Origin of the sequence: Agrobacterium sp. BT-220-3, from assembly GCF_025910175.1 — a bacterium.
Taxonomy (GTDB): Bacteria; Pseudomonadota; Alphaproteobacteria; order Rhizobiales; family Rhizobiaceae; genus Agrobacterium; species Agrobacterium oryzihabitans.
Window position 1 is genome coordinate 23,297 of sequence record NZ_JAPAIX010000013.1, and the last position, 21,192, is coordinate 44,488.

Here is a 21,192-nt window from a genome sequence, read left to right on the forward strand (position 1 = left end):
CTTATATGTGTCGGTGTGACAGAGTGAATGCACCCTTCGGGGAGAATGCGAGAAAGAGCCTGCCGTGAGTAACATTGACAGCCGTAAGCCCAGTGGCGAACCGAGATGGCTTGGTCCCGCCAGCCCCACGCGGATCGCCCTGATCCCGCCTATCTCGGCTGCGCGCTGGCTGCTCGTTCTCGTTGCCCTTGCGGGCATCTATTTCTTCCACGGTTTTCTGGTTCCCGTCCTCGCCGCCCTTGTCATCGGTTTTGCCAGCTGGCCGGTTTACACGAGGCTCCTGCGGCAGGTGGGCGGCAACACCACGCTCGGCGCCACCATCGCCATCATCCTCATCCTCGCCTTCCTCGTCGTGCCGATCTTCATAGCGGCGTCCTACACGGCAAGCGAAATCCGCGAATGGTTCGGCTGGGCGGTACACGTCAACAAGACGGGTGCGCCAGTGCCGGACTGGATCGCCGCGCTTCCCGGCGTCGGCCCCTGGTTCGGCGAGCAATGGGTGAAATATATCGGCACGCCGGGCGCCATCGGCGAAGTGATCCAGCTCGTCAGCGGCGCCAATATCGGCAATATCTACCGGGCGATCCTTGCCGCCGGCAACGGCGCGTTCCACCTCGTGCTCACCCTGCTGTTCATGCTGATCGCGCTGTTCTTCGTTTATCGCAACGGCGCCGGCTTCACCCGCCAGGTCGACCTTGTGGGCGAACGCATCCTTCCAACGCGCTGGGAGCGCATCTCCCGCGTCGTGCCCGCAACCATCAGCTCCACCGTAACAGGCATGACGCTGATCGCAATCGGCGAAGGCATCATCCTCGGCATCGCCTACTGGATCGCCGGCGTGCCCTCGCCTGTCACGCTCGGTGTTCTCACCGGCGTCATGGCGCTTATTCCAGGCGGCGCGCCGCTCTCCTTTACACTGGTGTCGATCTATCTCGTCGCCAGCGGCTCCCCCGCTTACGGGCTGGCGCTGTTCGTCTGGGGCTCGGTCGAGCTTTTCATCGTCGACAAGACCATCCGCCCGAAACTCGTCGGCGGCCCGATCAAGCTGCCCTTCCTGCCGACCTTTTTCGGCCTCGTCGGCGGCGTCAAGACCATGGGCTTCCTCGGCCTCTTCATCGGCCCGGTGCTGATGGCGCTTCTGGTCGCAATCTGGCGCGAATGGGTGCGCGAAGTGGAACTCTCCGGCACCGCAAGCGCCGAGCTTCCGCCCTCACCGCCCACGCAGGACGATCCAGTTGATGAGGTCGCAGCGCTTGAAGACGATAGCGAGGAAACGACGGCATTTCGGAAAGCCGCTTTCTGATTGCTGATGCCTGCAGTGAAGGGCTTGCTCTAACGCGGCTCAGCTGGGGAAAAATCCCTGAACCACGCCTCCGTCATGCTCGGGCCTGTCCCGAGCATCTGCGACTGATTGATTTCACGCTACGTGGTTGGATCCTCGGCACAAGGCCGAGGATGACGTCGAGTGTGGCACGGCTTGCCGGCAAACGCGCAGCAGGCTTAAAGCGCCTTCTCCATGAACAGGCTGAGCGGATCAGGCCTGTAGGGCGCGAAAGCTTCGATCTCCACAAACCCCGCCTTGCGGTAAAGACCGATCGCTTCCGGCTGGCTGATGCCGGTTTCGAGCCGGATGGCGGTCAGGCCAAGCTCCAAGCCACGCGCAACAAGCGTATCCATGATCAGCTTGCCGATCCGCAATCCCCGCGCTTCGGGATCGACGAACATGCGCTTGACCTCCGCCGTGCCGTCGCCCGCCTCCACCAGCGCACCGCAGCCGACGACGCGGCCGTCATGCCGCACGACAAAGAAGGAGACATTGTCCTTTTCGAGCTGGCCGATATCGACCAGATGATTGCTTTCGGCGGGATAAAGCGATGCCATATAGGCGTTGGACAAATCAATGAGACGCAGAACCGCCTCCTGCCGGGGGGATTCAAGCTTGATTTCGGGAGTCATTGCGATGCCTGCCTTCTCTATAAAATGCGTATTTCGTCGTAATGTCACTGCAATCCGGATAGATGAGTTTCTAGAGCATTACTCCCGACAGAGGCAACACACACCATGAAAACAGCCCTCGTTCTCATGACCTTTCTAGGCTGCGACGACAGCGCCACCGATTGCCATTACATCGCCACATCGCAGCAGCGTTGGACGAGCATCGAGCTCTGCGACGCGGTTTCCGAGAAGGAACTGGAACGCTACGCCAATGCGTCCTATCCGGTCGTGGTGGCCGTGTGCCAGACGCCGGGCGAGCAGACGCCCCAGACGGCGGGCAACACCCCTGGCACCCAGCCTCCGGCCGCCGCAGCACCGGCGCAGACCCAGCCGCCGGCCAGCGAACAGGTGACGCAGAAGGAAGAAGAGAGCCTGACCCGACAGGCGATCAGCCGCGTCAGCCGTATCCTGCCCTCCACAGAAGGTGTGAAGCACCTTCTCGGCACGCCGGTACGGATGGTTGAAAACAGCTATTCGTGGATTGCCAAGCGGTTCGAGAAATAAGGAAAATGACCTCTACTCATTCCTGTGCCTGTCACAGGAATCGAGCCAGCCCAAGTCCTTGGGCTGAAAAGACACCTCTCGCCGCGTAAACACGCGTCGGGCTGGATTCCTGTGACAGGCACAGGCATGAGGAGAGCCAAACCGATCCCGAAACATCGCAACATCTAGCGCAGGTGGCGATCTCGCCGAAATTCCCCAGACCTCAGGCCGCTTCCACCGTCAGCGCTTCCGCATAGTGCCGCGCCTTCTGTCGTTCTTCGGCAATGGCAAGCTTGCGCACGGCGTGCAGCAGCTCAAAGAGCGTTTCGGAACCATCGACATGGCGGAAATGCGCAAGCAGTTCGGCCGAGACGGAGGCTGCTGCCTCTGAAAGATGCGAGCGTGCGGCGCGGCGCCACATCAGCGTCGCTTCCGTGAAGACATCGATGGCATCCCCAAGAAGGCCAACGGATTTGAACAGCGCCTTCAGCGCATGCGGCCGTCCCGTCGCCAGAATGGCGCGCACCTTGCGGTCGTCGAGGCCCGAAAGATTGACCATCGCCGCCGTGAAGAATTCCAGCCTGCCTGAACAGACGGCATGAATGAGAAGCGCCGGCGTCAGTTCCAGCCTCTGCCGCAGATGCTCCACCAGTGCCGGCAATTCGGGCGAAGGAACGTTGCCGGCAATAAGGATGGTGGCGGAATCCTCCGCCTCGCGAAAGATGCTGTCGGCGCGGTTTTGCGCGATCAGGGCATGCACCAGCGCCGAACCCGCCAGAGCCTCGCTGACGCGTCCCATCAACAGGTGGCGTGCATCGGCCGGCAACGCCTCGCGGCAAAGCAGGAGAGCGCGGATGTCGGCATCGCAGCCATGCCGCTCGGCAATGCGCCGCAAGGAAAATGGCGTGATGAAAGCATCGTCATTCTCGAGAAGCACAAGCGTTTCAGAGAGGTCGCCGACTTCGGCGAGCGCCGCGCAGACCCCGCGCGGCAGGCCCGGCCTTGCGGCGATGAGGGCACGGGTGAGGCTTTCGCCGCGCCCGGCAAGATCGACCAGATCTGCCTCGGTGAGTACGGGCGAGCGGGCAATCACGGTGCAGGCGATTTCCGGCTGGTCTTCGGCAAGCGAAACGAGAATGGCGCGGGGCGCCTCTGGAGCATCCGCCAGCGCCTCGGCAAGCGCCAGCCTGACACGCGGCGACGGATCGTCGAGAAGATAGGTCATGGCCATATAGGCGGCGTCGCGGTTTTCCCGCGCCATGTCGGACTGCAGATAGGCGCGGCCGAGAGCATTGGCGGCTTTTGCCCGCTCGGTCGATCCAGCCTTTTCAGACCAGCGAAGAAATGCCTGTACGATCACCTGAGCCTCGAAACACATTCACACAATGGATGACGGCATCATCGCCGCCACCATGTATAAAACTCTAGGCGCAAATGGTTTACGTTTGGTTCACCATAAAATTTAACCGTTGCCGGCGAAGAACTATGTTTATGGCGCAGTAGAAGGGCGCTGCAGCTGGAATACATCGCTGCCACCGTCGCAATAGTCCATATAGCCCATGCGCGCCACGGGGCGCGCAAGCCCCATATCGATGCGCCCGTCGCGAATGATCGCATCGTCGATATGGATCGCCATAACCTGTCCGATCACCATCCAGGAATCCGCCGGCTTGCCGTCGATGTCCGTGAGCTGCTGTATCTGGGTTACCCGGCATTCCAGAGCGGCGAGCGCCTCCCCAACGAAAGGCGCATCAACGACCCGGCCATCAACGGCTGTCAGACCCGCAAGGGCAAACTCGTCGACATCATAGGCAACCGGTGCGGAAGAGGCATTCATCCGATCGATCAAGTGGCGGCTGACGAGGTTGGCGGTAAAGACGCCGGTCTCCTCCACATTGCGCAGGCTGTCCTTACGCCCGCTGGAAGAGAACATGACGAGCTTGGGCCTATCCGAAATCGCGTTGAAGAAGGAATAGGGCGAGAGGTTGAGAGAGCCGTCCCTGCCCTTCGAACCGATCCAGCCGATCGGTCGCGGCGCGACGATGGCCTTGAATGGATCGTGCGGCAGACCGTGCTGGTTGGTGTCGGTGGTGTAGAACATCAGACGTCCCCAACCCAGGTGACCACATCTGCAAGCTCCGGCCTTGGCCGCTCCACCAGCGGGAATGTCGTCGAACCGATGTGGATATAGCCCGCCACCTTCTCGTTTGCGGCAACGCCCAGCTCGGACAGGAAGGCCGCATCGAAAGCAAGCCACTCCGTCAGCCAGTTCGCCGCATAACCATTGGCATTGGCCGAAAAGATGAGATTGAGGCAGACGGCGCCGGCGGACATGACCTGTTCCCATTCCGGAATTTTGAAATGCGGCTTGGCGGTGCTGATGACGGCGATGACGACAGGCGCGCGGGTGAAGCGGGTGCGCTCCACATCCTGTTGCTGAAGGTCCAGCTCCGGGTTCTTCTCCAGCGCGATCCGGAGCGCGGCCTCGCCAAGACGCACGCGATCTTCACCGCGGTAGACGACGAAACGCCAGGGCGCGAGCTTGCCATGATCGGGCACGCGTACGGCAAGACGCAGGATTTCCTCGATTTCCGCTTTCGCCGGCCCCGGCTCGGCAAGCTGCAAAGCGGGCGTGGAGCGGCGAACCTTGAGATAGTCGAGGAGCTTGATATCGCTTGTCATGATCAAAAATCTTCCATTCTGCTGTCATCGCGAAATTATGGGCCTTGAAATAGCCACGGCATTGGTTTTGAAGTGGTCCGGGAAATTCAAGAAGTCAATCGGTATCCAAAAATGTCGGCAATCAAATTCGTGGCCAAATTCGCGACACGTCTGGCCATTGCGTTGGCCGCGGTCGGCGTTTTATCACAATCGGCTTTTTCGCAGGACGCTTTCAAGGACTTCAAGCAGCTTGGCGGCACGCCGAAAATGCCGAAACTCAATGCTTTTACCGCCCCGACTGCGCCCAATGCCCCGACAAGCACCGCCCGCGATATCGCCATGGAAGCCAAGCTGACGAGCGAAGGCGAAGCGGTGAAGGAAGGCCTTTCCTGGCGCGTTTTCAGCCCCATTCCCGGCGCTGACGGTAAATTACCGATGCTGGCAAGCTCCGAGGGCGGCTCGGCACATTTTAATCTGGTGCCCGGAGAATATTTCGTCAACGTCGCCTTCGGCCGCGCCGGCGTTACCAAGAAACTCAATATTCCAACATCAGGCAACGTTCAGAAACAGGTGCTGATTCTCGATGCCGGCGGCTTCGTGCTGAACGCGGTCGCAGGATCCGACAAGCAGATCGCCGGCACCCAGCTGAAATTTTCCGTCTATTCGTCGGATGCACGGCCGGATGGCGAGCGCGGCCTCGTCATGGCCGACATCAAGCCCAACACCATCGTCCGGCTCAATGCCGGCACCTATCACGTGGTTTCCGAATACGGCAACGTCAATGCGGTGGTGCGCGCCGATATCCAGGTGGAAGCCGGCAAGCTGACGGAAGCGACCCTGCAGCATCAGGCCGCCCAGATCACCCTCAAGCTTGTTTCCGAAGAGGGTGGCGAGGCCATTGCCGATACGGCGTGGTCAGTGCTGAACGGCGGCGGTGACGTGGTCAACGAAAGCGTCAGCGCCTTTTCGACCATGGTTCTGGCGGAAGGCGAATACACCGCCATCGCCCGCAACAAGGACAAGGTCTTCCAGCGCAACTTCAAGGTCACCTCCGGCCGGGATTCGGATGTGGAAGTGCTGATGAAGGATCAGGCGCCGGAAGATATGACCGGGGATTTCGAGTAGGCTCGATTGCACTAATCGCGAGGCCAGCGGTATGACCCAAAAACCTCTCCGCCGTCATGCCGGACTTGATCCGGCATCCAGCCACGGCGCGTCTGCGCCGTGAGAAACGAGTCTTTCGCGATCAAGGACTTGATCGCACTGGACCCCGTATCTAGTCCGGGGTGACGGAGTGCGGATGCCCCGCCTTCTGCCAGCACATTCCCACAAACAAAACGGCCCCCGAAGGGGCCGTAAGTATTATCAAGCAACCTGCTTCTTCGCCGCAAGCTTGCGCTTCACATCCGGCGGCGTCGCTTCGTCCACAAGGCTCGTAATCGCATCTTCGAGCGACATCGGCGTCTGGTTCTGCGAACCGAGACGGCGGATGTTGACCGTGCGCTCTTCCGCTTCCTTGCGGCCGCAGACAATGATGACCGGGACCTTGGTCACCGAATGCTCGCGGATCTTGTAGTTGATCTTCTCGTTGCGGAAATCGGTCTCGACCGCCATGCCGGCCTCGCGCAGCGCTTCGGCAACCTCACGGCCGTAATCATCCGCATCCGAGGTGATCGTCGCGACCACGACCTGAAGCGGGGCGAACCACAGCGGCATATGGCCGGCAAAGTTCTCTATGAGAATGCCGAGGAAGCGCTCCATGGAGCCGCAGATGGCGCGATGGATCATCACCGGCTGCGTCTTTTCGGAGTTCTGGTCGATATAGAAGGCGCCGAAACGTTCCGGCAGGTTGAAGTCCACCTGCGTCGTGCCGCATTGCCATTCACGGCCGATGGCGTCCTTCAGCGTATATTCGAACTTCGGCCCGTAGAACGCACCCTCGCCCGGCAGAATGCCGGTCTTGATGCGGCCTTCGGACTGCTCCTCGATGGTCTTCAGAACATCCATCATCACGCTTTCGGCGCGATCCCAGAGATCGTCGGAACCGACGCGCTTTTCAGGGCGCGTGGAGAGCTTGACGACGACTTCGCTGAAACCGAAATCCTCATAGACGGAGAGGATGAGGTCGTTGATGCGCAGGCATTCCGCCGCCATCTGCTCTTCCGTGCAGAAGACATGCGCGTCGTCCTGCGTGAAGCCGCGAACGCGCATCAGGCCATGCAGAGCCCCGGAAGCCTCATAACGATGCACGGTGCCGAATTCCGCAAGGCGGACGGGCATTTCGCGGTAAGACTTCAAGCCATGCTTGAAGATCTGCACGTGACCCGGGCAGTTCATCGGCTTCAGTGCGAAGACGCGCTGATCGGCTTCTTCGTCGTCGGGATGGGTAAAGGCATGCGCGGATTTCACCGCGAACATGTTTTCCTGATACCAGCCCCAGTGACCGGAGGTTTCCCACAGCGATTTGTCCAGCACCTGCGGCGCATTGACTTCCTGATAGGTATTGGCGAGCCGCCGGCGCATATAGCTCGTCAAAGTCTGGAACATACGCCAGCCCTTGCCGTGCCAGAACACGACGCCCGGTCCCTCCTCCTGGAAATGGAAGAGGTCCATTTCGCGGCCGAGACGGCGATGGTCGCGCTTTTCGGCTTCGGCCAGCACATGCAGATAATTGTCCAGCTCTTCCTGCGTCGCCCAGGCGGTGCCGTAGATGCGCGACAGCATCGCATTGTTGCTGTCACCGCGCCAATAGGCCCCGGCCACCTTCATCAGCTTGAAGGCCGTGCCGATCTGCCCCGTGGAAGCCATATGCGGACCACGGCAGAGATCGAACCAGTCGCCCTGGTAATAGATCTTCAGGTCCTGTCCCTCGGGAATGGCGTCGACCAGCTCGACCTTGTAGTTCTCGCCCTTGGCGGCGAACACTTCCTTGGCCTTCTCGCGCGACCAGACTTCGCGGGTAAACGGCTTGTTGCGCAGAATGATTTCCTTCATGCGCTTTTCGATCTTCGGCAGATCTTCCGGCGTGAAAGGCTCGTTCTTGGCAAAGTCGTAATAAAAGCCGTTTTCGATCACCGGACCGATCGTCACCTGCGTGCCGGGCCACAGTTCCTGCACGGCCTCGGCCATGACGTGGGCTGCATCGTGGCGGATGAGTTCCAGCGCACGCTTGTCTTCACGCGTGACGATCTCGATTTTGCCATCGGTAATGGTCTCGGACAAATCGCGCACGGTGCCATCAAGCGCAATGGCGACGGCCTTCTTGGCAAGCGATTTGGAGATTGATTCAGCGACCTCGCGGCCGGTCGTACCGGCGGGGTAGCTGCGCACGGATCCATCGGGAAATGTAAGGGAAACAGCTTCAGACATTGTTTAACTCTCCTGTCCAGTCCCGCCAACGAATGCGGGTGGTGTTGGAATAATAATCGCCCGACTAGTGGTGGGCAGGCAGGCTGATAAAGAATTTTGCCGTTTCAGTCAAAGGTGAACGGCGTTTCACCGGAGCATTTCAGCGAGTCCGTTGACGGTATTGGCGTTGCGGGTCGTCCCTACCCCAAGTCTCCTGGTGGTCAATACCGATAGAAGCCGGCTTTCGCTTGGCTTGCCGCCAAAATCGATCCAGAGGTCGCCGCCGACAAGGGTGATCTTTTCATCCCGGCGATATTTCTCCAGAAACCCAAGGACGTCGCTGCCGAGTGGTTCGCGCATCACCCGCACGCAGACGTCCGGTGGATGACCGTCAGTAAACGGGTTCTCAGCGGTCAGTCTCAGCCAGTCAGGGGCTGAACGAACGAGAATATCCACGTGTTTGCCGAACCGTTTCTCGAAGGCGCGTTCAAGCCTGTCCTCGATGTCGCGAACAGGAGCAGCCTGCGCGTGAAAGACAAGATTTCCAGTCGCGACCAGCGTTCTGCAATCGCCAAAACCGAGCTCCTGCGCCATTTCACGCAGATCGGCCATGAGGAGCCGCTTGCCGGCGCCAAGGACGATGCTGTGCAGCAAAGCCACATAAGTCATCGGTGCGATGTCCAGTAGCGCCAGGGCGTCCACCAGTGCCTGTTGGCGGCAAGCGCTTCCGGCACGGGGTCCAGCCCGCTGGTGCCGCCTGGGCCGCAGCGCGCGACGCGAAACAGCGTCATCCATCCGCCCGGCCAGAGCCCGTGGCGGGCTATCGCCTCATAGCCATATTCGGAACAGGTCGGGATATGGCGACAGGAGTTTCCGATGAAGCCGGAAAGCGTCAGCTGATAGAGCCGGATGAGACCGACGCCCAGAAGTCGCCCCGGCGTCTTCGCAAAAGTTCCGCCCCAGTTGCGGGATCGTGCGGGCTTGCCCGTGCTCGTCTGGTGCCGGCAATCCGGTTCGCCGCACATCACCTAACCCGCAGCGTTGAGAGCTGGCCGGCCTTCGATCTGGTCGAGAGCATCGACCACCGCTTCAAAGGTCAGCATGGTGGAGGCGTGGCGAGCCTTGAAGTCGCGGACTGGCAAAAGCACCCGCATATCTTCAAAACGGCCGCTCGGCCCCTCGCCGTCCTGTTTCAGCATGGCAAGCATGTCTTCACGCGCCTGCCGAAGCTCTGCACTGGAAGCACCGACGATATGATGCGCCATGATGGAGGCGGATGCCTGCCCGAGCGCACAGGCGCGAACCTCGTGTGAAAAACCGGTGACGATGTCGCCTTCGACCTTCAGATAGACCTTGAGTTTCGAGCCGCACAGCCGGGAGTGTTTTTCGGCGCTGGCATCGGCATCCTCGAGAACACCAATCAGCGGAATGTTTCCGGCAAATTCCAGAATGCGATTATTGTAGATATCGTCCATCGTCAGGTGTCCGGCGCGCTCAAGAATGCCCAAAAACAGGACAGGTCAAATTTTTCAAACACTGCGTTTCTCGCGGTGAAGCTTTCCTGCCCTTCATTCTCATTATATGCTAACGAGCTTTCTGGACATCAAGCCGTGATGAAATTAACGGCTCCGATACCGAAATATCAGCATCGGTCTTGCCAAAATGCTGTAAAACAACCAGATAGCAGCAACAGCGGACAGAATCCCGCTTTTATAAAAACGAAGTTCAGGTGCGGCCTTGAACCGCATCGGGAGAGACGGAATGGATGCGATCGTGAAGAATTTCCCCGGCGCTGGCGCAAAACCCGATGTGGCCGAGGCTCGCCCAAGTCAGGCGGAAGCGGAAGAAGCAGTGCGCGTTCTTCTGCGCTGGGCAGGAGAAAACCCCGCCCGCGAAGGCCTTCTGGATACGCCAAAGCGCGTCGCCAAGGCATATCGCGAACTTTTTGCCGGTTATGAGCTGAACGTCCAGGACGTGCTCGGCACGACCTTCGAGGAAGTCGGCGGTTATGACGATGTGGTGCTGGTGCGCGACATCCCCTTCTTCTCCCATTGCGAACACCATATGGTGCCGATCGTCGGCAAGGCTCATGTCGCCTATCTTCCGGCCGGACGCGTGCTCGGCCTGTCGAAGATCGCCCGCGTCGTCGAAATCTTCGGCCGCCGCCTGCAGACGCAGGAAAACATGACCGCGCAGATTGCGAGATCCATCGAGGAAACGCTGAAACCGCGCGGCGTGGCCGTCATGATCGACGCCGAACATATGTGCATGTCCATGCGCGGCGTAAACAAGCAGGGGTCCACGACCCTCACCACCAGCTTCACCGGCACGTTCAAGAACGATCCGGCCGAGCAGGTACGCTTCATGACCATGGTGCGGAACCGCTAAGGTTCCGCTTTTCCTCCGGGGTAGCAATGTCCACATCGTTTCCGTCCGCGCCCGCGGACAAGGAAGTGCTAGAAAACGCAGGCCTTTTTTCACCGCGATTCGATGCCCACGGCCTCGTCACCGCCGTGGTCACCGATGCCCGTGACGGCGAATTGCTGATGGTCGCCCACATGAATGCGGAAGCCCTGTCGCTGACGCTCCAAACCGGCATCGCCCACTATTACAGCCGCTCGCGCGACAAGATCTGGAAGAAGGGTGAGACCTCAGGCAACCTGCAGACGGTGAAGGAATTCCGCACCGATTGCGATCAGGATGCCGTGTGGCTGAAAGTGTCCGTCGCCGGCCACGATGCGACCTGCCATACCGGCCGCCGCTCGTGCTTCTACCGCACGGTGGAACTTGCCGATGGCAATGCCGTGACAAAAATCACCGACGATACCCGCCATTTCGATCCATCCGCCATCTATTCGGACAAGTGAACCTCGATCTTCCATCGGCCGCATCAATTTGCTACCAATATAGCGGGTTCCGGGAGATAAAGGGCGGGACCTGAAAACTGGCAGGGAGTGCGGTCATGTTGGGATGGGGAAATCGTCACAATCCTCTTGCGGTTGGAAATCCCGAAAACATCGGCAACGAGCCGCCCGTCACCGAAATCGTCGACACACGCCGCATCGCGCTGGCGCTTGGCGGCGGTGCAGCGCGTGGATGGGCCCATATCGGCGTTTTGCGGGCACTGGACGAGGCCGGAGTGAAGATCGGCATGATTGCCGGCACTTCGATCGGCGCGCTCGTGGGCGGCTGTTATCTGGCCGGCAAGCTCGATGAGCTGGAGGAATTCGCCCGCTCGCTGACGATGCGCCGCATTGCCGGGCTGCTCGATCTGACGATCGGCGGCGGCGGCCTCTTCGGCGGCATGCGGTTGACCAAGCGCATGCAGGAACATCTGGAAGGCCTGCGCGTCGAAAATCTCGATCATCCCTTCATCGCCGTCGCCACGGAATTGCGCACCGGCCATGAAGTCTGGATTCATCAGGGCGATCTCGTCACGGCGCTACGCTCATCCTATGCGCTGCCGGGGATTTTCGAGCCGGTGCAATGCAATGGCCGCACCCTGATCGATGGCGCTCTGGTCAACCCCGTGCCGGTTTCGGTCTGCCGGGCTTATGAGCAGGCGCTCGTCGTCGCTGTCAACCTCAATTACGATCTGTTCGGCCGCTCCGCCGTGGTCAAGCACTCCGCTTCGTCACCTGGCGGCGGCGCACCGCCTGCCGACCACCCGCCGCGCCCCGGCCTGCCGGGCGTTATGGTGCAGGCCTTCAACATCATTCAGGACCGGATTTCGCGCTCGCGCCTGGCGGGCGATCCGCCCGACCTCATGCTGCATCCCCGCATAAACGATATCGGCCTGTCGGAATTCCATCGCGCCAGCGAGGCCATCGACAGAGGATATGAGGAAACGCGCTCCCGCATACCCGAACTCACCCGCATGCAGCAGGCGTTCCGACGCTGAAGCGTGGCGCACAGGGGTCTATGTCAGCGCTGAGAATTTCGAGCTTGGGGTAGCACACTTCGTCCCCACACCCTCATTCCTGTGCTTGTCACAGGAATCCAGCCAGCCCAAGTCCTTGGGCTGCGAGGACTCTTTCCGCCGCGCAGACGCGCGTCGACTGGATTCCTGTGACAAGCACAGGAATGAGGATGTCAGGGCACTCGGTCAAACCTTGGGCAATGTCCGGCAGCAAACCATCGCCCGCCCTCGCACAAAACCTCAGCCGGCGATATAGGCCTTGATATGTTCGGCCTCCAACTCGATCTCGCCGATCCGCGCCTTCACCACGTCACCGATGGAGATGATGCCGGCAAGACGGCCGTTTTCCTCGACCGGGATATGGCGGAAACGTCCGCCCGTCATGATCTCCATCAACTCGTCGGTGGTGGAATTGTGATGACAGCGGATGACGTTCCTGGTCATGGCCGCCGAGACCAGTTGCTGGAGGGAAGCGGCGCCCTGGCCTGCCACGGCTTTCACCAGATCGCGTTCCGTGAAAATGCCGAGAACGACACCGTCGCCATCGGTCACCACGAGAGCGCCGATCTTGTGCGCATGCAGCGTTCCCGCCGCCTCGCCGATGGTTACGCCCGGACCGACAGTCACGACATCCCGGCCCTTGCGGTCGAGAAGATCTTTTACGAATGTTGCCATGCCTTCCTCCTCTTTTCAGCAATTCGCATCACGCCGCGGTCTCCCCCGACGGTTGCAAATCATGGAGCATGGTGCGCTGAGGCCCGCGTGAATGCAATCCCGGATGGGACGCGCGCAAGCAAATTTGCGCCACGGCCGTCAAGGAGCGTGATCGCTTCAGCGCAGCGGACGATCGAACAGGCCGAAGAAAAGAAAGCCAAGCAGGAAGCCGAAAATATGCGCATCCCAGGCGATTGCACCGCCGACATCGCCGAACAGCGGAACCCCGACCGCAATCAGCACATTGCCGAAAAGCCACATCAGCGTGAAGACGAGCACGGTTCTGTTCGAAAGCGCCGCCAGAATGCTCTGCCGGGGCATCAGGTGCCCGAAGGAGGCGCTGTAACCGCCGCGAGCGGGGAAAGCGAAACGGCACGCTGCTCCCATCAGTGCCGAAACAACACCGGACGCGCCAATCAGCACCGTGACATCACCCCAGTTCAGCGCCGCATGGCCAAAAGCCGAAACGGCGGCGGAAATGCACCACAACAACACGAATCGAAGTGTGCCGATCCGGCGCAGAACCGGCGCGCCGAAGGCCATCAGCCACAATCCGTTAAAGAGAATATGCTCGATGCCGCCATGCAGGAAAGAATAGGTGACCGGCGTCCAGAGCCATTCCATTCCCTGCTGGGAGAAAGACATGGCATAACGCAGCGGAATGAAGCCAAATGTGAAAATGTACCAGGCGGTGCCATCTTCCGACAGAAAATAGGCCGGAAGCACATAGGCCAGGAGCAATGCAGCCAATAGACCGACCAGAAACGGCGGCAGGTTGAAGACGGGATTGTTCGTGTCGTCTTTCGGTTCCGGCGTTTCCGAAACCGGCGGCTGCTCGCCGTCGCCATAGGACATGATCCCATCCCTGTCTTTTTAGAACTTTACGTCTCCGAGCAATATAGGAAGCCCGGACGAAAAAAAAGCCGTCCTGCCTTTGATGCACCTGACGCGAAAACCCTATCGGTCCAAGCGCCGGGATCAAGGACAGTCCGGCTTGAGACAGCGCCATGAAAGTCCCGGGCGGAGCCATCAATTGTGCTGACGGACGTTACCCCGACATGGCTGCACCGATGCCATGGCCTCTGCCGCCGCGCAATCTCAACCATTTGTTAACCTTAACAAAATCGGCTGGCACGAAATTCGCTACACCTGTCCATACAGACGTTCGAAACGACATGATGTCCCAAAAACGAACATGGAGAACAATGCCATGAAAAGCATCGGCGGACTGGACATATATAACTATTGGGACGAGTTGCGCGGCAATAAGCCCGCCCCCCGTCGCGAAGATATCGATCCCGCAAAGCTCAAACATCATCTGGGCGATCTCTTCATCCTCACGGACAAGGGAGAACACTCACCGTTCTTTCGCCTGGCCGGGACTCGTCTCTGCGATCTGTTCGGCCGGGAATTGCGGGATCGTCCGTTTTCGGAGCTGTGGCCGGCGGAAAAAGCCGTTTTCCCCTGCCGCGTCGCGCGCGGCATCCTGCAGCATAGGTTACCCGTCGTGTTCGACGTAGAGGCTGAGGATAATCATGGCGCGGCGCCGCTGGCATTCGAGATGCTGCTGTTGCCGCTGCGCACCGACGAAGGCACGGCCCCGCGGTTGCTCGGAGCGCTGCTTCCGGAACGGCCGCGTCACGAATTCGACGCGCCCGTCAATTGCCTTGTGATGAAAGGCAGCCGCCTGCTGCACCTGGACATCGCCTCAGCAAATTATGCAGCGAATGCGGGAGCCGCCGTCACACCGCGCACGGGAAACTGTTGAAAGACTGATCCACCTGCCTCGGTGCGGGCAGATGGCACGCAGCCCTCCCGGAATTTCGCGTAAAAAACGTCATATGTGTAACGATTATTGCCATTTGGAAAAATTGTAGAGATCAAACAATACAGTCTGTTAACCCGGGCAAGGTAGAGATTTGTGATCATTATCCGTCACAATTGCGCTGTCCATGTTTTCATCTCGCTCGGCCAACACCGCCCAAATTCTGCGTCCCGTTGAAGAGGCAACCCTCGACGACGCCGTTCGCGTGTCGTTCACCGGCCGTCTCATGTTGCCCGACCATCAGGAATATGATTGCACAGCGACCGAGATGACTGCCGAGAAAGCACAGTTCAGCTGCTCCGGCATCGCCCGCAACGGCGACCGCGTCATCGCCTATCTCCAGCATATCGGCCGGATCGAAGGCACCGTGACATCGCTCACGGCATCAGGCTTCATCATCGCCATCAATGCACCGGAGCGCAAACGCGAAAAGCTGGCCGCCCAATTGGCATGGATCGCCAAGCGCCAATTGCTTGGCCTGCCTGAAGACCGCCGCCACGACCGCCTGACACCGCGCAACGCCAAGGCCCAGCTGGTTCTGGAAGACGGCGTCCTCGTCACCTGCCGGCTGATCGACCTTTCGCTGTCGGGTGCCGCAATCGAAATCGAAAATCGGCCGCCGCTCGGCAGCCGCGTGCAGCTCGGCAAGGCCATGAGCGGCAAGATCGTGCGCCACTTCATGGAAGGCGTGGCGGTCGAGTTCGACCGCGTCCAGTCGCCCGACGCCCTGATCGAATTTCTCTAGACATTTCCAGCGGCAGTCTGGAGCAGTTTTACGCATAGAATGCGTAAAACTGGGGGTGAGAAATGCCCCGACAAATTCAATCCATGGAAGGTGACGCAGGCTTGATATCCGCGCAGCATTTCGGTGCGCCAGAGCCGGTCACGAATACTGCTTTCCGTTATGACGGCCTCGAGCCGGATCAAGTAAGCTCAAGTCCCTAGTTCAGAACAAACATGCCACCGCGCGAACGCGCGTCGGCGCGATTCCCGCAAAACCGGAATGGCGGCGGCGGAGATTGGGTTTTAAACAGCACTTCCTGCACCGTCTATTCCGCTTAACCCAGATGCCATATGGCCGGTCACAGCGCGTAACTTAGCGCCACTGCGGGCAGTTTCCTGCACATGGACCCTCAGGAAAACGCCCGTTCCAGAACTTTTTCCAAGAAAAAAGCAGTTTTTTCGAAGTTTTTTTCGCTGCTTTTCCATGCTGTCCCAACCAGAAACAGCCATCCCAAAACGGGAAATCCACGTTCCCGTCCTGCTACACCGGATGACTTCACGCGGCCGTGAAAACAGCCCCGCTCAGAAAATCGCTGTCAATACAGTGGAATAAATGGCTACCAAATGACTAAGAGCTGGATGCCTAAAATTCTAATAAAATTTATCTCGAACACGCATAAAAACTCACTCAAATACAGTTCAAAATAGCGGCTAATTTGCTGAAATTTAAGCTCAAATTGCCCCACCTAAATTTCCGGCGGGTCAAAATATACCTGCGAATGTCTCCTCAACACGGGGAGACAAGCAATGAACAACAACCGTATCGTTTTCGTCCTGATCGCATTCATCGTGAGCGCCTTCGCAAGCCAGGCAAGCGCATCGCCGGCCGCAGTCATGCGTGTGATCGGCAAGGCCAACCCGCCGATCGGCCACTATGAATTCTGCCAGACCTATCAGAGCGAATGCCAGCCGACCTCGCTGGACGCCGGTCCGATGAAGCTGACCGAAGAGCGCTGGAAGACGATGCTGGACGTCAACTACACCGTCAACACGACGATCACGCCGATGACCGACATGGAAATCTACGGCGTTGAGGAACGCTGGGCCTATCCGACCACGGTCGGCGATTGTGAAGACTTCGTGCTTCTGAAGCGCAAGATGCTGATGAACAAGGGCTTCTCCGCCTCCAACCTGCTGATCACGGTAGTTCTGCAGCCGAATGGCGAAGGCCACGCTGTCCTGACTGTTCGCACCGATCGCGGCGATTTCATCCTCGACAACATGCGCAACAAGGTCATGAACTGGTCGGAGACCGAATATACCTACCTGAAGCGCCAGGACACGGCCAACCCCGGCCGCTGGATGAAAATTCAGGATGGCCGCGCCACCAACGCCGTCGGCGGCATCAACTAACGCCGTTCAAGCGACAGCAATACCGTCTCCCCAAACGAAAAAGCCGGCTCCGCAAGGAAGCCGGCTTTTTCGTTTTCATGCAATTCGCTGAGCGTCAGAGCAGGCCAAGCTCGGCCAGCTCCCGGCGCAGATCGGAAGGCATATCCTCGCCGCCCCCGCCGCCCCCGAGATCGCGTGGCGCTTCGTCGTCCTTAAGGTAACGCCAGCCCTGAAACGGCCGCTTCGGCGCTGGCGAGGTTTCGATCACCTCGGGGTCGAGAATGAGATCGCAGCGGGTAATACCGTCGTCGCCCTTGAAGGAGCGGAGATCGAGAAGCTTCTGCCGCGCCTGCACCTGCCCCTTGATGACCCAATAGAGCGAGCCGCCTTCCAGCAGCTCCTCAACTCGCTTGGGAATCATCCGGGTCGTGTGGACGCTATGCGGCTCAAGGCCGGCGGCAATCGCGGTCAGCGAGCGATGCGCGACCCAGTCTCTCAAATCCTGGAGTGAATCCGCGCCGACGCAAAGTTTTATCAGATGTAGAGGCATGGCCCTATCAATGCCTTTTTGCGGCGGGCGTCAAGCATCTGGACAATGCCCGCCGCCCTGCCCGCTCAGCACTCCACAACGTTGACGGCAAGGCCGCCGGTGGAGGTTTCCTTGTATTTCTCGCTCATGTCGTTGCCGGTCTGACGCATGGTTTCGATACAGGCGTCGAGAGGCACGAAATGCTGGCCGTCACCCTTCAGCGCCAGCGACGCCGCCGTCACCGCTTTCACGGCGCCCAGCGCGTTACGCTCGATACAGGGCACCTGCACCAGCCCGGCAATCGGATCGCAGGTCATGCCGAGATGATGTTCCAGCGCAATTTCAGCGGCATTTTCAATCTGTTCCGGCGACCCGCCCATAACTGCGGCAAGGCCCGCGGCCGCCATGGCCGCCGCCGAGCCGACTTCGCCCTGACAGCCCACCTCAGCGCCTGAAATGGAAGCATTGTGCTTGATGATGCCGCCGATGGCCGCAGCCGTCAGCAGGAAATCGCGCACGTCATCGACGGTCGCATCCTCATGGAAATGCCGGAAATATCTGACCGTCGCCGGAACGACACCCGCGGCACCATTGGTCGGCGCGGTGACCACGCGGCCGCCGGCGGCATTTTCCTCGTTCACGGCCATGGCGTAGACGCTGAGCCAGTCATTTGCCAGAACCGGGTTCATCCGGTTGCTGCGCCACTCCTCATTCAGCTTCTCATAGATGGAACGGGCGCGGCGGCGCACCTTCAGGCCGCCCGGCATGATGCCATCGACCTTAAGGCCCCGCTCGATACAGCCGTTCATCGCTTCCCAGATCTGGTCGAGACGTTCGTTCAACTCCTCGCGGGAAACCACCGTTTCCTCGTTCGCACGCTTCATCTGCGCGATTGTTCGGCCGGAACGACCCGCCATATCCAGCATTTCCCGCGCGGTGGCGAAAGGATAAGGCACGCGCGGTCCGTTATCGATTGTCTTGCCGCGCTGCTTGATCGCCTCCAGTTCCGTATCGGTCACGACAAAACCGCCGCCAACGGAATAATAGATGCGCTTGATCAGCAGCCGGCCCTGATTGTCGAAGGCGGAGAAAGTCATGCCGTTGGCATGGCCCGGCAGCGGGTTCTTCTTGTCGAAGACCAGATCTTCAGCCGGTCGGAACTCATAGGACGGATGGCCGGGCGGCAACACGGTGCCAGCCTTTTCCACCTTTTCGATAATGGCGTCCATCGCATCGGGATCGACAAGGTCCGGCCGCTCGCCGGTGAGACCGAGAATGACCGCACGCCCGGTGCCATGACCAATGCCGGTAAAGGCAAGAGAGCCATGCAGGCTGACCTTCAGACGCGAAACGGAGGCACCTGCCGGACGCGGCCACTCATCCGAGAGGATCAGGGCGAGAAAGCGGTTCGCCGCCGTCATCGGCCCCATCGTATGGGAGCTCGATGGACCGATGCCGATCTTGAAGACGTCGAAAACCGAAAGAAACATGAGGTTTGTCCTGAATAATAATGGATTCCACCACCATCATATCCAAAGCCGGGGCGGATCGCCACAAAAGAGCGTCAGTGGTTTGTACAGCTGCGACATCTCATCCGCAGAAACGAAAACAGCACGGTTTCCAAAGGAAAACCGCGCCGTTTCAAAACCCGTCAATTCAGGAGAAGTGCTTATGGGCTGCCAAAAATGTACGTCAATGCGAGAAAAGCGGCAAAGCCTGCAAGTGCGCGCAAGGTGACGCCCCAGCAGGATTTCTGAGCGGTTTCTTCCATGATTACTCCAGCTATTCACTCTCCAGGGGATCTTCAAGACCCGGCCCGTGGGTGAAGCATTTATTAAAATCCGGCGGGGAACGCAAATGCAAAAAGCGGCTAAATGAAGGCGTTTTTGACAGGCTGCCATTCGCCCATTGCATAGGTATATGAAAAAACAAAGTCTTAGAGGCAGGCTGTCAACAAAGCCATTTCCACCCCTCGCCTCAATTTGAACCAAAGTGTAACCGATTTATGAAGGTTTCGCACAAACGCCTGTTGAAAACCGTTGCAACCGGCACGTTAAGGTCGAATTTCCGCGGCTGCACTGTTGCGCATTGAAAGTCTCCGACCACTGCTTTATCGACAGACAACGGTAACGGGACACGTCATTTCATGCAGCAGGCATCATCCTTTCCCGATCGCGAAACGGTCGCATCGAAACTGGCTTCGCTTGCGAGCGAGGATAAGGCCTGGGTGCTGCTGTTGATGGAAAACGCCTTGCAGGATAAAAATCTGCTGGCCGGCCTCAATCTTTATCTCGACCAGCAGGCCAACGCTCCGTTCCTCAACAGCCTGAAGCTGGAGACATCAGGCGAATGGCTTGGCGGCAACGCCCCGGCCCGCCTGCAGATCCGCCTCATGGAAACGGCAAAGGCGAGCCAGCATCCGGCCTATCTTGCCTTCCGCAAGGGGCTGACAGCATCAGCGGGCCTGGAAAAAGCCTACCCCAAGGCCACGATCTGAATTTTCGGCTTAATCGGGCACCTTCTCGACAACAGCGATGATCGGCCCCATGGGAAACAGCGAATCGCGCCTTTTCATCGCGGGAATGTCGACGCTGGAAATCGTGCCGTCGAGATAAAGCGCGTTCGGCGCATCCAGCACGTCGCGGAACAGCGTGGCGAAATCGTAAAACCGCACGGTATTTTCCGAAATCGCGAAATGCACCTTGCCGTCGCTGGACACGCCAACGCCGTTGCGGCGTTTCAGGCTGTCGCTGTCGGGCAGAAATCGCGGATGCAGCTTTCCGTCTATCACCAGCATCGGCCCGGACTGTGTGGCGAAATCCGGCTTAACACCTGCCGCCAGATAGGCCTGCGTTTCGAGAACGCCCGCCGTGGCTCCCTTTAGATAAAAGACGCCATTCGGCAGAAGATGAAAATTGCCCCAGCCGCCGCCCGTGCTGATCGGCGAGGTCTCGACACCATTTTCGATAAAGAGACCGACGGGTGAATAATCCGAATGATACATGCCGCCATTCATGGCGAAGATGCTGAACATGTGCTGCCGCCAGAGCGCGGAGGAAAGATCGGAAAAGGAGCGATATCCCTCACCCGAGACATGATCGCTATCGTAAATACGGATCGTGCTTTTTGCCGGATCGAAACTGCAGACGGTATAGCGGCCTCCCGCATGGTCCATGGTCTTGCAGAAATCCACCTGTCCACCCGCATGAGCCGAAAACGGCAACAGCAATGGCAGCAGGAGCCTCATCAATCTTTTCATAAATCGTCCGTTCATGCCTTCCCGCCCGCATCATGGCGCGATTCTCATAACATGAACTGTGACCGTGAAATCAGGTCAAAGAAAAGGCGCCAGCCGGATTTCGGATGGCGCCACTTTTCCAAGGGGAGATGTTTAACGGCGGGCGGCGCGGTCAACGTTGCGGCCGGCGTCCTGCGTTGCATCGACGGCGTTCGCCGTATCCCGGCCCATGCCACGAATGGTATTGCCGCATGAACTCAAGGTCACGACGGTCAGCAAAGCGACGAAGACAGTCGAAAGAATACGTGTGATCATTTGAAAACTCCCCTATGACTTGCGTCCAAAGCAAGCGCCAATGTGATATG

Annotated in this window: 25 protein-coding genes; 11 read left to right on the top strand and 14 right to left on the bottom strand. The window is 59.2% G+C overall.

All coding sequences use genetic code 11. The features are described 5' to 3' along the window. The first annotated feature begins 64 nt into the window (after positions 1–64). Complete coding sequence (locus OK142_RS22145; RefSeq protein ID WP_003495590.1) at positions 65–1,303, top strand: AI-2E family transporter; 1,239 nt, start codon at positions 65–67, stop codon at positions 1,301–1,303. Positions 1,304–1,500: 197 nt separating this feature from the next. Here OK142_RS22145 and OK142_RS22150 read toward each other — a convergent pair whose 3' ends face one another. Continuing rightward, positions 1,501–1,956, bottom strand: coding sequence for a GNAT family N-acetyltransferase (locus tag OK142_RS22150; RefSeq protein WP_313611139.1), 456 nt, complete (start codon positions 1,954–1,956; stop codon positions 1,501–1,503). A 105-nt stretch (positions 1,957–2,061) separates the two neighbouring features. On the opposite strand from OK142_RS22150, the gene OK142_RS22155 reads away from it, so the two are divergent. Then, entirely contained in the window at positions 2,062–2,499 is a 438-nt protein-coding gene (locus OK142_RS22155) for a hypothetical protein (RefSeq protein ID WP_313611140.1), read from the top strand. A gap of 202 nt (positions 2,500–2,701) precedes the next feature. Here OK142_RS22155 and OK142_RS22160 read toward each other — a convergent pair whose 3' ends face one another. The 3 genes from OK142_RS22160 to OK142_RS22170 all read right to left on the bottom strand — a co-directional run bounded on the left by OK142_RS22160 (position 2,702) and on the right by OK142_RS22170 (position 5,160). After that, on the bottom strand, positions 2,702–3,856 hold the full coding sequence (locus OK142_RS22160) for a DUF2336 domain-containing protein (protein ID WP_003495584.1): 1,155 nt from the start codon (positions 3,854–3,856) through the stop codon (positions 2,702–2,704). Positions 3,857–3,967: 111 nt separating this feature from the next. Beyond that, positions 3,968–4,579, bottom strand: a complete 612-nt coding sequence (locus OK142_RS22165) for a flavin reductase family protein (protein ID WP_003495582.1) — start codon at positions 4,577–4,579, stop codon at positions 3,968–3,970. Further along, positions 4,579–5,160, bottom strand: coding sequence for a nitroreductase family protein (locus OK142_RS22170; protein WP_498685200.1), 582 nt, complete (start codon positions 5,158–5,160; stop codon positions 4,579–4,581). The genes OK142_RS22165 and OK142_RS22170 overlap by 1 nt, the downstream gene beginning before the upstream one ends. 111 nt (positions 5,161–5,271) lie before the next feature. On the opposite strand from OK142_RS22170, the gene OK142_RS22175 reads away from it, so the two are divergent. Further along, the gene (locus OK142_RS22175) at positions 5,272–6,264 is read left to right on the top strand and encodes an RgsD C-terminal domain-containing protein (protein ID WP_137037750.1); all 993 of its coding nucleotides are present in this window, start codon (positions 5,272–5,274) and stop codon (positions 6,262–6,264) included. Positions 6,265–6,504: 240 nt separating this feature from the next. On the opposite strand, the gene thrS is transcribed toward OK142_RS22175, so the two are convergent. The 4 genes from thrS to OK142_RS22195 form a co-directional block, all read right to left on the bottom strand. Further along, entirely contained in the window at positions 6,505–8,508 is a 2,004-nt protein-coding gene (thrS, locus tag OK142_RS22180; RefSeq protein ID WP_498685203.1) for a threonine--tRNA ligase, read from the bottom strand. Between the two features lie 126 nt (positions 8,509–8,634). Beyond that, on the bottom strand, positions 8,635–9,156 hold the full coding sequence (locus tag OK142_RS22185) for a DUF1697 domain-containing protein (protein WP_498685275.1): 522 nt from the start codon (positions 9,154–9,156) through the stop codon (positions 8,635–8,637). Then, positions 9,153–9,512, bottom strand: a complete 360-nt coding sequence (yidD, locus tag OK142_RS22190) for a membrane protein insertion efficiency factor YidD (protein WP_137037753.1) — start codon at positions 9,510–9,512, stop codon at positions 9,153–9,155. The genes OK142_RS22185 and yidD overlap by 4 nt, the downstream gene beginning before the upstream one ends. Positions 9,513–9,515: 3 nt before the next feature. Next, a complete protein-coding gene (locus tag OK142_RS22195; RefSeq protein WP_498685205.1) occupies positions 9,516–9,962 on the bottom strand; it encodes an iron-sulfur cluster assembly scaffold protein in 447 nt (148 codons plus the stop codon). Between the two features lie 286 nt (positions 9,963–10,248). Here OK142_RS22195 and folE point away from each other — a divergent pair, with 286 nt between their 5' ends. The 3 genes from folE to OK142_RS22210 all read left to right on the top strand — a co-directional run bounded on the left by folE (position 10,249) and on the right by OK142_RS22210 (position 12,388). Beyond that, a complete protein-coding gene (gene folE / locus OK142_RS22200) occupies positions 10,249–10,875 on the top strand; it encodes a GTP cyclohydrolase I FolE (protein WP_003495569.1) in 627 nt (208 codons plus the stop codon). Positions 10,876–10,901: 26 nt separating this feature from the next. Beyond that, positions 10,902–11,354, top strand: coding sequence for a phosphoribosyl-AMP cyclohydrolase (gene hisI, locus OK142_RS22205; protein ID WP_082184379.1), 453 nt, complete (start codon positions 10,902–10,904; stop codon positions 11,352–11,354). A gap of 95 nt (positions 11,355–11,449) precedes the next feature. After that, positions 11,450–12,388: a patatin-like phospholipase family protein gene (locus tag OK142_RS22210; RefSeq protein WP_003495567.1), complete on the top strand. Its 939-nt coding sequence runs from the start codon at positions 11,450–11,452 to the stop codon at positions 12,386–12,388. A gap of 258 nt (positions 12,389–12,646) precedes the next feature. Here OK142_RS22210 and OK142_RS22215 read toward each other — a convergent pair whose 3' ends face one another. Together OK142_RS22215 and OK142_RS22220 are read right to left on the bottom strand one after the other, a co-directional pair. Then, positions 12,647–13,081 carry a CBS domain-containing protein gene (locus tag OK142_RS22215; protein ID WP_498685207.1) on the bottom strand — a complete coding sequence of 145 codons (435 nt, stop codon included), beginning with the start codon at positions 13,079–13,081 and terminating at the stop codon, positions 12,647–12,649. Positions 13,082–13,237: 156 nt separating this feature from the next. Next, positions 13,238–13,975 (bottom strand): rhomboid family intramembrane serine protease, encoded by a 738-nt coding sequence (locus OK142_RS22220; protein WP_003495565.1) that lies wholly within the window; start codon positions 13,973–13,975, stop codon positions 13,238–13,240. Positions 13,976–14,330: 355 nt separating this feature from the next. On the opposite strand from OK142_RS22220, the gene OK142_RS22225 reads away from it, so the two are divergent. From OK142_RS22225 to OK142_RS22235, 3 genes are all read left to right on the top strand, one after another. Beyond that, positions 14,331–14,888 carry a PAS domain-containing protein gene (locus tag OK142_RS22225; RefSeq protein WP_035242429.1) on the top strand — a complete coding sequence of 186 codons (558 nt, stop codon included), beginning with the start codon at positions 14,331–14,333 and terminating at the stop codon, positions 14,886–14,888. Positions 14,889–15,072: 184 nt separating this feature from the next. After that, entirely contained in the window at positions 15,073–15,690 is a 618-nt protein-coding gene (locus OK142_RS22230; RefSeq protein ID WP_498685212.1) for a PilZ domain-containing protein, read from the top strand. Positions 15,691–16,475: 785 nt separating this feature from the next. Continuing rightward, complete coding sequence (locus OK142_RS22235; RefSeq protein ID WP_137037757.1) at positions 16,476–17,081, top strand: transglutaminase-like cysteine peptidase; 606 nt, start codon at positions 16,476–16,478, stop codon at positions 17,079–17,081. Positions 17,082–17,175: 94 nt separating this feature from the next. Here OK142_RS22235 and OK142_RS22240 read toward each other — a convergent pair whose 3' ends face one another. Next, positions 17,176–17,610, bottom strand: a complete 435-nt coding sequence (locus tag OK142_RS22240) for a DUF1489 family protein (RefSeq protein ID WP_498685216.1) — start codon at positions 17,608–17,610, stop codon at positions 17,176–17,178. A 65-nt stretch (positions 17,611–17,675) separates the two neighbouring features. Continuing rightward, on the bottom strand, positions 17,676–19,079 hold the full coding sequence (locus OK142_RS22245) for an L-serine ammonia-lyase (protein WP_498685218.1): 1,404 nt from the start codon (positions 19,077–19,079) through the stop codon (positions 17,676–17,678). Between the two features lie 20 nt (positions 19,080–19,099). On the opposite strand from OK142_RS22245, the gene OK142_RS22250 reads away from it, so the two are divergent. Together OK142_RS22250 and OK142_RS22255 are read left to right on the top strand one after the other, a co-directional pair. After that, on the top strand, positions 19,100–19,513 hold the full coding sequence (locus tag OK142_RS22250; RefSeq protein WP_498685220.1) for a hypothetical protein: 414 nt from the start codon (positions 19,100–19,102) through the stop codon (positions 19,511–19,513). Positions 19,514–19,735: 222 nt separating this feature from the next. Continuing rightward, the gene (locus tag OK142_RS22255; protein ID WP_498685223.1) at positions 19,736–20,086 is read left to right on the top strand and encodes a hypothetical protein; all 351 of its coding nucleotides are present in this window, start codon (positions 19,736–19,738) and stop codon (positions 20,084–20,086) included. Between the two features lie 9 nt (positions 20,087–20,095). Here OK142_RS22255 and OK142_RS22260 read toward each other — a convergent pair whose 3' ends face one another. Beyond that, the gene (locus OK142_RS22260) at positions 20,096–20,848 is read right to left on the bottom strand and encodes a phosphodiester glycosidase family protein (protein ID WP_498685226.1); all 753 of its coding nucleotides are present in this window, start codon (positions 20,846–20,848) and stop codon (positions 20,096–20,098) included. A gap of 132 nt (positions 20,849–20,980) precedes the next feature. Further along, positions 20,981–21,142 (bottom strand): entericidin domain-containing protein, encoded by a 162-nt coding sequence (locus OK142_RS22265; RefSeq protein WP_003495552.1) that lies wholly within the window; start codon positions 21,140–21,142, stop codon positions 20,981–20,983. Positions 21,143–21,192 lie beyond the last annotated feature (50 nt).